The organism is Ruegeria sp. CJ9 (assembly GCF_056536625.1).
The window spans coordinates 189739-199653 of record NZ_JBQFPY010000009.1; the positions used below are offsets into that span (position 1 = coordinate 189739).

The window sequence follows — 9915 nt, forward strand, 5'->3', positions numbered from 1 at the left end:
GAGCTACTCCGATGAAATGACACCCCCGGCCCAGGCCACAGGCCGTACTTCGAGCCGCGCAACAGGTGAGGAAATCATCTTTGCGTATTCCAAAGCCTCATCAAGATCTTTGAAATCGGCGGCGTAAAACCCAAGGAAGTTCTCCTTCGTCTCGGCAAACGGACCGTCGGTAATCAGCGGCGCGGTGCCCCCGCTGGTGGCCGGTTCGACCATCACTGCAGAGGTCGGCGGCATCAGCTTTATCGAAACAAACTCCCCCCGCTTATTTAACGCTGTTTGCAGTGCACCATGGCCCGACATTACCTCATCCTGGCGGTCTCTCGGCAGAGCCTCAAACACGCCCGCCTCTCCATAGATCGTGATTGCATAGATCATAATTACCTCCGTCCTGTTGATACATGCTGCAAGGACGCGCGAGCACATGCAAATCCGACAGCCAACCAATTTGGATGTTTGGCGCGATACCGTGGTTCTGCAATTGCAACACGCATTGCGCCCGGAGGACCGATATCTTCCCGTCGATCATCTGAAGAAATCCAGTCACTGTGCAGCACAGAAACTCACGGCGCTTTATTACGCCGACAGGATCGGGATAATTAAACCAGTGGGCCCTGAAACTAAGCAGGTTCCCAAAGCTCAATTGGATTGCCTTCAGGGTCATTGAGCCACGCAAACTTGCCATTCGGATAAGGAGAATCTGGATCGCGACGCACTTCGACACCTTTGGATTCCAACTGCGCAATCATTTTTTCAATGTCGCGAACACGAAAATTCAACATAAATGCCTTTTCCTGATTTCCGAAATACTCGGTCACCTTCTCGAACGGGGCAAAGACAGTTTCGCCCGCTTCCTGTGTCCAACAGGGCGTTTCATAATCATTGGGAACAAGATCAATTCCCAGATGATCGCGGTACCATTCTGCCAACGCAGGAGGATCCTCAGATCTGAAGAAAAACCCGCCAAGTCCCAGCACTTTTTCCATCTTAAAAACAAGACCTGCTGTTAACCAGAATACGTTACTTCAATTTACCTCATTTGATAAGCTCAGCCCACAGGAGACATCCATGGAACACACTGGCCCTCCAGCGCAACTTTGACAAAGCCGCCTATCGCATTACGGTCCCGACGCCGATTTGGTAATGTGTTCACACGCAATGCGTGGAGTTAACCTCCGTGTTCAGAAAGTACGGATCGAAGGTAGTTTGTAGAGTGCCATGTCTGGCTTGCACAGATGATGCCGGCGCAGCCCTTGAGGATAAGCCGATGTTGGCTCGCTTGTCTGATTGTGCCTCGATATGTCCGCCCGGATTCTGGGTCCCGCAGCATTCCCTCCCAGGCAGTACCGTTGAACACAAGACCCGTCAGGATCAAATCGCCTATCTTCGCATGGGGTGTCTGCCCCTCCCAACTCCAGAGCAACCGACCGCATCTGGTGGCACTATCCCCGCCACAATCCTCGAATTCAACTATGATACCAAGCCCGGGCGACGCGTAGCTACCGCTGAGCTCGAAGGCATCGCCGCGACTGGCTGCCAGCCCCCCAACAATCGCTACAAACAGAAGTGCTGCTTTCAGACCAACAGGCCGGATGCGCGGCGCAACGCGGGCAAACTCGGTGAGGTACTTGGGGTGTTCCGTCTTCATCAGCCGATCCCACCAAGAAAAATACAGGCCGAGGTTGTAACCGGCATGGGCGTGATGCAGATCGTGATGGGTGACGCTTGTTAGCCAGCCGAAGACAGGGCGGCCTTTCTGATCGGCTGGAAAGATCTCGATCCCGCAGTGACCCACTGCATTGCGCAGCATCATATGGGTTACAAAAACGAACAGCGCCAATGGATGCGCCGGGAGGAGAATCAATACCAAAGGCAGGTAAACCGCGTTTACCACAGCCTCACCGACATCAAAGCTATAGGAGGTGAAGGGCGTAGGTTGGTGTGATTTATGGTGCAACCGGTGGAACCGCCGAAACAGCGGCGGGTAGTGCAGCGCGCGGTGTGTCCAATAAAACCACGCATCGTGGAGGACGATCAGCGCCACGATGCTGAACGCGAAATAGGCCCAGCCAAATGTCGCGACCTGTTGGTATATCGTGATGACCCCTGCCCTGGCGCCCAGCACGATTGATGTACCAGCAGCAGTAAAGATCAGAACGGTCCGCAGGCTTACTAGTATCTCGCGACGGATCTGGCCCTTGGGTAGATCCGACAGGCGGACTTTTTGCGCGGCAAGCCGACGTGCCAGAAGGACATTGATCAACAGATACGTACCGCCTGCGCCCAAAACATAGCGCAAGAAGTCTCCGCCAAAGACATTTGCATAGACGGAAAGCAGTGTAGTGAGATGTGTCATTGGCTTCTCCAAGTGCGAAAGGACATGCAAAACGACCTGACGCAGGCGGGTATCGGATTCCCTCTGATTTCGAAAAACGATGGGCAACTTGAGTTTTCGGCGAGTATTTTTCATTTTCGACATGGTCCAGCCATTGACCGGCAAGCCAATTCGCACTTCGCTTATGCGCGTGATGTCAGATTTAGCGGTCTTCGATATTTTCCTGCGTGGTAGCGCCGTTGGCGTTCTCTTTCTCTGTGCTGTGATCTTTTTGGCAAACGGACCCCGAACCCGGAAAAGTCTGGCCGTCGTGCTGCTGTGCCTGAGCCTAGGCCCTTATGTGATCGTGTCCTCTCCGGGTATCGATCTGAGCGAGGGGCCAATCCGGTTTGTACTTGTGATGATCGCGGGCGTGATCCCGGTTCTGATCTATTGGGCCGCGATTGAGCTGTTTCAGGATGACGTCGTCATTCGACCCTGGCAGATCACAGTTGCGGTTCTGATCGTTGGGACAAGCTGGTTGACCCAGCTGCAATTTCCACTCGGTGTGGTTCGTGGCGCATGCGTGCTGATCTTCTTTTTGCACATGCTGAAAATTGTTGTGTCAGGCGAGGTCGAAGATTTGATTGCCGAACGCCGCCGGTTTCGCCGTTGGTTTCTGGTCTGGCTATTGACCCTTGGCATAATCATCACGGTGATTGAAATCACCCATTTGGATCAGGTGCTTCCGTATTGGGTATTCCCGCTACAGGCATCAGCAATTTGCCTGTCTGCAGCGACCTTCCTGGTTTGGTCGGTGCGTGTTGCACCCGACATTTGGATCGAACACTCTGCTGCCTCGCAGCGCGACATAAACCCGAACCCTGCGCAAGCGGCATTGATCAAGCGTATTGATACTGCGATGGCTGCAGGTCTTTGGAGAGAGGAAGGGCTGACCGTAGCACAAATGGCGGCCAAACTCGGGACGCAAGAGCATCGGCTACGGTCTGCGATCAATCAAGGAATGGGGCACCGCAATTTCACCAGCTTCGTGAACGCATTTCGCGTTCACGAGGCGCAAGCGATGCTGGAAAAGCCGGAAATGGCCGAGCGTACAGTGCTCAGCATTGCTTTTGACGTTGGCTTCTCTTCGCTTGGGCCATTCAATCGGGCCTTTCGCTCGCAAACAGGCAAGACCCCCACAGAATACCGAAACGAAGCGTTGTTACGAGAGGAATGATCGCAGCCAGCCGCCCTTTGCTGACCTTGATCAAAGTGTCCAGTGCAGCGTTTCTGTTTATTCACAAGCGAACATTGATGTGCAGCGCCTCAGACTATTCTTCTTTCTCCTGCAAATACGCAACAATTGACGTACGAAGCCCTCACTTCCTAGTGGCTAGCTTGTCCACATTTGCCGCTGCCCAATCATGCATAACTTGTAACACTGGTATCAGGCTTAGGCCCAAAGGTGTGAGGCTATACTCCACATGCGGTGGGATCGTTTTGAAATCTTTGCGCGACACAAACCCGGCGTCTTGCAACTCGCTAAGCTGGCGGGTCAGCGTCCGGTGCGTGATGCTGCCAAGATTTCGTTGCAATTGATTGAACCGCGAGGTTTCCTGCGCCAGCCAATAGATGACCAAGAGCTTCCACTTACCCGATATCGCCTCAATCAAAGGTTCAATGAGGCAATTTTCATCCGGTTCAACAGGCGCCATGACAGTATCCCAAATGACCGTACTTGTCGTTGTGATCTTGTGTTTCTAATTACGGCTCAGACGGACGGAAAGCAATGAGGAACAGAATGGACAAGCAGAAAGTCGTGATAGTTGGCGGTGGGTACGTCGGCTTTGAAGTTGCAAAAGAGTTGGATGAATACGCTGATGTCACTCTGATCGAGCAGCGAGAGGCTTTCATGCAGCCGCCAGCGGCCATTCGTGCGCTACTAGAGCCCGATCTGCTGGATCAGATCATTTTGCCTTACGACCGCTTGCTGAAGAATGGACGGGTCATCCGCGGCCGTGCCGCTACTGTGACTCAATCCGAGGTAACGCTGGAAGACGGCTCTGCTTACCCTGCGGATTACATCGTCCTGGCAACTGGTTCGTCTTATGCAGCCCCTTTCAAACCGGCGGGCGAAAGTATGGATGACTTTCGCAAGGCCAGTGCCGATGTCAGCGCTCGGCTGGCGTCTGCGAAATCGGTCGTCATCGTTGGGGCCGGCCCCGTCGGTACCGAGTTGGCCGGAGAGATTGCAGCGGCACAGCCCAGTAAGGGCATCACTTTGGTTTCGTCTGACAACAGCTTGTTTCCAACGTATCCCGTCAAGCTGGGGGCAGAGCTCAAACGCAAGCTGGAACGCGCCGGCGTGAACGTCGTGGTAGGTCAAAGGGCAGAGAATCTGCAGCACGCGGACAAACCTTATGCCGGATCAGTAAAACTGTCAGATGGCCGCGTTATCGAAGCTGATCTGGTCTTCCCCGTGATCGGGTCCAAACCAAATACGGCATTGGCGCAAACGCTGCCCGCGGTGACCGTGGCGCCCTCTGGCCGGATTAAGACGGATAGCTGGTTGCGCCCGTCCGAGTACCCAAATGTCTTCATCGCCGGGGACATAGCCGACGTCGGTGACAGTATGACGATTGTTGCGATCTCTCGTCAGAACCCTTGGCTGATCAAGACCCTGAAACAGGTCCTCAGCGGGCAACCCGTAGAGAAACAAAAGCCCTACGCGCCTTGGAAAATGGCACCGATCCTCGTTCCGCTAGGCCCCAAAATCGGAAACAGTTGGCTCTTTGCGACTGTCGGTGACTGGGTCACACGGAAGATGAAAGGAAAAGAACTCTTTATCCAGAAGTACCGCAAGGCATTTGGGCGGTGACGGTCTGCCCTGCCCCAGCCATCATTTTTCTGGCATCAAGACGCTCTAGGAATTCGCCCAATGCTCCGTGTTGACCTTCCCAAATTTCCGACCCGCCATGGTTACATGAGCGAGAGAATCCAGCAGGCCTATATTAAATCGGCAATCGATAAGGGGCTGCTACCGCCGGAAGCACTCCGGATGGCAGAGGTTGTCTCGCTGACGGCCCCCGGTGACCTGAGCAAGCCCATTCAGTTTTGGCAACTCTATTCCGTCCTCGGGCAAGAGCCCATCGTCGGCATCGTGCATAGGTTCTATGAACGTGTCTTTGCCGATGAGCCTTGGTTCACGTCCGTGTTTGAACGGGTCGGTGGGCTGAACCACCATGTCACAACTCAGGCGTCAATGTGGATCGATGTCATGGGCGGCGGCCCGTACTATCACGGCGCAGAGTTCCGGCTGAGTTTCCATCACACCCACAACGCGATGGCCCTGATGAACGACAAAGGGGCCAAGCGTTGGGTCACCCTGATGCGAGAAACGCTTGATGCATCCTCGGATTTGATGGCGGATGATCCCCGTGTCCGAACCAGCCTAAACACCTTCCTAACTTACTTCATGACCAAATACGCGGATGAGTTCGCGTTTGAGGATCGACACGTTTTTGGTGACACAAACGGCCTGCTCAAGCGCCGGATCAATTTCATGAAAATGACAACCGAAGCGATCGAAGCCTTGAGCGAGGAAGAACTTAGCGAAGCACTGATGGAGCGCGGTGTTGATGTTTCGCAATATCCAAACAAGCAAGCATTGGTAGGAAAGGCACTGATGATGTAACCCATCCGGCTCATAGCGGACTTAGGCAAGGCCGTTATGAGCCGTGGTGAGGCTTCACCAGACCGGCCATTTGCGGCGACCGAAAACTGAGGCGGGTACGAACTCACCTGCTGCGCAAACACACGAGCCGTCATTGCCGGGCTGTACGGAATAGCCAGTCTCTTGATTATGGCGTGAACATGAATGCCGGTCCCCAACAGTGTTTATAAGTCGGAACAGGAAAGAAATGCCGGCACGCAATCCAAGCATGATCAGTAAAGGGTGCCTCACAACGGGATTCCAGAAGATTCCATGGCTTCAAGCCACCGGTCCAAAGCATCCAGACGGGACATGCCTTGCCCATCAATAACTCAACTTGCCGCAACTTTGATACAATCTCTTCCGGCTTCGGTCGCTTGTTCGCCATGTGGTTCCTTCATTTTCTTAACCATAACGTCGGACCACTTCAGAGGGGGAGGATCAGCAACCCTGCCCGTCCACTTTGCATTGCCGTAGTGACTTCAAAGGCCGTTTCGATCCGAAAACAAGAATTCTGGCTGCTCCACAATCGCCCCGCAATACGCGGATTACCTTTCTCGGCAACGTCACTCGGCGGGGGTCGGCGCATTGCGGGCGCGCTAGGCTCGGCTGCTAATTGCCAGCCCCAGGGCAATCAGGGCCAAACATGCAGTGGCCGTGAAAGTCATCGAAAAAGCATAGGCAACATCTGCGGCCGGAGCATTAGTGGCATCTCCCTTCCCGACTATGTTGACGAATAGCGTGGGTATTGCAGAGGCACCCGTCATCAGACCCAGGTTCCGCGAGAGCCCGAGAAGGCCAGAGAGCCGGCCACGTTGTTCTTTGGCGGCGTGTATCAGAACCGCTGTGTTGTTAGCGGCAAGAAAAAGTTGGAAGCCGGGCGTCAACATGATGAGTGCGGCCAAATAGCCGCCGACACCGAAGTATCCCGGCAGGTACGCCAGACACAGCAGACCAACCGTAGTCTGCACAAGGCCGATGGTCATCGCGCGATCCGAACCAAACCTGTCCGTCACCCATCCGGCCGGAACCCCGAAGAGCGCAGCGACCAGCGGCCCAACTGCCATAACCAAACCGATGATCGCTTCGTTCAATTCCAGAGAAAATGCCAGAAAGAACGGACCAACGACCAAAGTGGACATCATGATTGCGCTGACCAGAAGGTTCGAAAAAAGCCCGATACTTGTCCTCTGGTCGCGGAGCAATTTCATCGGCACCAGCGGTGAAGCTACACGGGTTTCGACAAGCCCAAAAAAGACGATTGCGATCAGAGCAGCAGAAAACAATGCAACCGGTGGCACGGGGATACGTGAGGCTCCGCCACTGGTTGCCAGAGCGTAGGCTGCCAGTGCAATAACCAACACTATGGTTCCCGGAAAATCCAATTCTCGGCAGGATACTGTCGGACGTTCAGAATCGCGCGTGATTGCGGTGACAGACAGTATAAGCGTGACACCAGCAAAGCCGGCAAGAAACCAGAATGCCATGCGCCAGTTGCCCATCGCCAACAACACACCGCCCAGTGAGGGGCCCAGGGCAGTCCCCGCAGCAGAAGTCGTGCCAAGCAATCCCATTGCCGTACCCAACCGCTCAGTCGGGACAAAATCACGTGCGATAGACATTGGAAGCGCGATCAGGATCGCTCCGCCAAGCCCCTGCAACGCGCGCCCAGTAATCAGCAAGCCCAGGCTCGGGGCCATAGCGCACAGAACCGACGCTGCAATAAAGACGATGAGACCAGCAATCAGCAAGCGACCGTGGCCGAATAGATCGCCAAGCCGCCCGGCGGATACGATCGTGATGGTCACGGATGTCAGGTAAGCCAGTACGACCCACTGCACCTCGGAAACTGTCGCAGCGAAGCTACGCGTCAGCGTCGGAAGCATTACCGCGGCGATACTGATACCCAATGAGGCGGTCAATGTCGCTGCAGCGAGAGTGATCAGGATGGGAATAGAAGATTGCGCCTGCACCGTATCAGTCATCGTAAGCTCTCTTGTCTCATGTGCCAGTGAGGAGCTATCCTGCCACTTCAAGTCGACTTGAGGTCAACCATGAAACTTCTTGATATTGGCGTCCTGTCTAAAAGGAGCGGCGTCCCCCCCTCAACACTGCGCTAATATGAGGAGATCGGGCTGATCCAGTCCGCCGCTAGGAATGGGCTTCGACGGCAATTCGAGATACGCGTCGCGACGCAGCTTGCTTTGATCTCCTTAGGAAAAATGGCGGGATTCTCACTTGCTGAGATCAAGGACATGTTCGCCAATGATGGCACTCCGCAATTGCCACGCCCTGAATTGCACCTGCGCGCAGATACTCTTGATGAACAAATCCGTGGTCTCACCCGGCTACGCGATGCGTTGCGTCACGTGGCGGATTGTCCGGCAGAGACCCATATGGATTGCCCAAAGTTCAGGCGCCTCATGGAGTTTGCGTCGCGTTCCGTCGCCACTCGCCAGTGATCCAAGCGCCTGCGTAGCCTGACAGCAGGCAGGTCTTTTAATGCAATTCGACGAATTGAACAGACGGGCTCGGAGTAATCATGTGCACAATTTCGATCTCGTCCAAGCTTGCCTCGGCTGATGCGAAGGCCTTAACCCCAAGCATCGGTCTTGTTCGCCTCTTAACGAACAGGTGGTCCTGTTCGACAATATTGTTCAGGTACTTCCGACTGACCATCTCTATTGGTATCGGGCAACCAAAACCCTTGAGCATTCTGTTGATTGCTTTGATACCCGCAGTGTTTGTGCTGCTTTTGCCGATGACAATCTTTCGTGGGAGGCCGTTGACCTCCAGCATCTTGGCGAAGAACTTTGTGGCGACCTGTTTGCTGCGACGTTCTGAAAGCTTGAATTCGAGCGTTTTGACCTGCTTGGGCTTCCACATATTGAGTGATAGCTAGTAAATGCTCGGCCATAGGCGCAAATCTGTTAATCTGAGGCTGCGCCAGAAGAATAGTAGAATGCAATCGCTTGCGCCCTGTTTTTAACCGAGAGCTTTTCATAGATGTTACTCAGGTGAAATTTGACGGTATTTGTCGAGATTTGCAGGTCCTTCGAAAGTTCACGATTGGATAGGCCCTTGGCCAACGCTTCAAGGATGACGCGCTCTTTACGAGACAGGCTGTGAATTGGATCCTGCTGCATTTTCCGAACATCGATGAACGGAAAAACCATCTTGCCTCGGGCAACATCCGAACAAGTTTCCAGCAAAACATCGACCTCACCTGACCGGGATGCGAACCCCGCAGCTCCTGCCTGCATAGCAAGGCGCGGCACGTCTCCGGCATCGTCTCCATATACGACGAAACGGGGCGCGTTCTCCTGTTCACGCAGAACCTCGATCAATTTGGCGGCGCCCAAGACCGGCAAATTCCAGGCGATCACGCAGACCTTGACCGGAACTCTCATAACCGCGCCCAAGAAGCCTTCGGCGGTTGCTGATGTTGCCACCAGAGAGAATCGTGGATCACGCTCGAAAATCTCGGACATGGCCGACAATACCAGTGGATTGTTGTCGGCAAGCATAACGTTAATCGGTTGCTGTGAAGGCTCTGCCATTGATTTTACACCCAAAAACCCCAAAACCTACCCGTAAGAATAGGTACTAATTTGGTATACCGCGGTATTTCTGCCAAAACGGGTAGTTTTTTTCTAATCCTATTAGAAGTCCCAAAGCAGTAGTAAGTTACGTTGCGCAATGATGCAAGCAAGGCTTTCCTGATCCACAACGCGATATTTGGGCGTGATTGATCACGCCGACGATCAAGGAGGATCGAATGACTTTTCAGATTTATCCCACGCTTGAGATCCCCGAGACACTGGCTGCTGGTCCGGGGCCGGGCAATACCGATGCTCGTGTTTTGCAGGCCTTCGCCAATGCCGGGGTT

10 protein-coding genes and 1 pseudogene are annotated in these 9915 nt (G+C 54.0%); 4 read left to right on the plus strand and 7 right to left on the minus strand.

Annotation, left to right across the window (positions count from 1 at the left end; translation table 11 throughout):
- Window positions 1-3: 3 nt before the first annotated feature.
- The 3 genes from ACR0AJ_RS17730 to ACR0AJ_RS17740 form a co-directional block, all read right to left on the minus strand.
- A complete protein-coding gene (locus tag ACR0AJ_RS17730; protein ID WP_170362006.1) occupies window positions 4-375 on the minus strand; it encodes a YciI family protein in 372 nt (123 codons plus the stop codon).
- Between the two features lie 242 nt (window positions 376-617).
- Window positions 618-983, minus strand: a complete 366-nt coding sequence (locus ACR0AJ_RS17735) for a VOC family protein (protein WP_170362005.1) — start codon at window positions 981-983, stop codon at window positions 618-620.
- 182 nt (window positions 984-1165) lie between these two features.
- On the minus strand, window positions 1166-2353 hold the full coding sequence (locus ACR0AJ_RS17740; RefSeq protein ID WP_480741499.1) for a sterol desaturase family protein: 1188 nt from the start codon (window positions 2351-2353) through the stop codon (window positions 1166-1168).
- A gap of 250 nt (window positions 2354-2603) precedes the next feature.
- Here ACR0AJ_RS17740 and ACR0AJ_RS17745 point away from each other — a divergent pair, with 250 nt between their 5' ends.
- Window positions 2604-3551, plus strand: coding sequence for a helix-turn-helix domain-containing protein (locus ACR0AJ_RS17745; RefSeq protein WP_480641877.1), 948 nt, complete (start codon window positions 2604-2606; stop codon window positions 3549-3551).
- Between the two features lie 142 nt (window positions 3552-3693).
- Here the strand turns inward: ACR0AJ_RS17745 and ACR0AJ_RS17750 are convergent, their stop codons facing one another.
- Complete coding sequence (locus ACR0AJ_RS17750; protein ID WP_170350779.1) at window positions 3694-4029, minus strand: winged helix-turn-helix transcriptional regulator; 336 nt, start codon at window positions 4027-4029, stop codon at window positions 3694-3696.
- Between the two features lie 74 nt (window positions 4030-4103).
- Between ACR0AJ_RS17750 and ACR0AJ_RS17755 the strand changes: the two genes are divergently transcribed.
- Together ACR0AJ_RS17755 and ACR0AJ_RS17760 are read left to right on the plus strand one after the other, a co-directional pair.
- Window positions 4104-5192: an NAD(P)/FAD-dependent oxidoreductase gene (locus tag ACR0AJ_RS17755; RefSeq protein WP_480741501.1), complete on the plus strand. Its 1089-nt coding sequence runs from the start codon at window positions 4104-4106 to the stop codon at window positions 5190-5192.
- A gap of 60 nt (window positions 5193-5252) precedes the next feature.
- Window positions 5253-6008, plus strand: coding sequence for a globin domain-containing protein (locus ACR0AJ_RS17760; protein ID WP_170350777.1), 756 nt, complete (start codon window positions 5253-5255; stop codon window positions 6006-6008).
- 617 nt (window positions 6009-6625) lie between these two features.
- Here the strand turns inward: ACR0AJ_RS17760 and ACR0AJ_RS17765 are convergent.
- On the minus strand, window positions 6626-8011 hold the full coding sequence (locus tag ACR0AJ_RS17765) for an MFS transporter (protein WP_170350776.1): 1386 nt from the start codon (window positions 8009-8011) through the stop codon (window positions 6626-6628).
- Window positions 8012-8230: 219 nt separating this feature from the next.
- On the opposite strand from ACR0AJ_RS17765, the gene ACR0AJ_RS17770 reads away from it, so the two are divergent.
- On the plus strand, window positions 8231-8488 hold the full coding sequence (locus tag ACR0AJ_RS17770; RefSeq protein ID WP_480741502.1) for a MerR family DNA-binding protein: 258 nt from the start codon (window positions 8231-8233) through the stop codon (window positions 8486-8488).
- Window positions 8489-8525: 37 nt separating this feature from the next.
- Here ACR0AJ_RS17770 and ACR0AJ_RS17775 read toward each other — a convergent pair.
- Both ACR0AJ_RS17775 and ACR0AJ_RS17780 read right to left on the minus strand, forming a co-directional pair.
- Window positions 8526-8891, minus strand: a pseudogene (locus ACR0AJ_RS17775) (DDE-type integrase/transposase/recombinase); the annotation flags it as partial.
- 65 nt (window positions 8892-8956) lie between these two features.
- Complete coding sequence (locus tag ACR0AJ_RS17780) at window positions 8957-9586, minus strand: response regulator transcription factor (RefSeq protein WP_254428658.1); 630 nt, start codon at window positions 9584-9586, stop codon at window positions 8957-8959.
- Between the last annotated feature and the right edge of the window lie 329 nt (window positions 9587-9915).

Bases quoted from the DNA above. Each gene is read 5' to 3' on its own strand.
- ACR0AJ_RS17730 (WP_170362006.1), bottom strand. From the start codon at position 375: ATGATCTATGCAATCACGATCTATGGAGAGGCGGGCGTGTTTGAGGCT.
- ACR0AJ_RS17735 (WP_170362005.1), bottom strand. From the start codon at position 983: ATGGAAAAAGTGCTGGGACTTGGCGGGTTTTTCTTCAGATCTGAGGAT.
- ACR0AJ_RS17740 (WP_480741499.1), bottom strand. From the start codon at position 2,353: ATGACACATCTCACTACACTGCTTTCCGTCTATGCAAATGTCTTTGGC.
- ACR0AJ_RS17750 (WP_170350779.1), bottom strand. From the start codon at position 4,029: ATGGCGCCTGTTGAACCGGATGAAAATTGCCTCATTGAACCTTTGATT.
- ACR0AJ_RS17755 (WP_480741501.1), top strand. From the start codon at position 4,104: ATGAGGAACAGAATGGACAAGCAGAAAGTCGTGATAGTTGGCGGTGGG.
- ACR0AJ_RS17760 (WP_170350777.1), top strand. From the start codon at position 5,253: ATGCTCCGTGTTGACCTTCCCAAATTTCCGACCCGCCATGGTTACATG.
- ACR0AJ_RS17765 (WP_170350776.1), bottom strand. From the start codon at position 8,011: ATGACTGATACGGTGCAGGCGCAATCTTCTATTCCCATCCTGATCACT.
- ACR0AJ_RS17780 (WP_254428658.1), bottom strand. From the start codon at position 9,586: ATGGCAGAGCCTTCACAGCAACCGATTAACGTTATGCTTGCCGACAAC.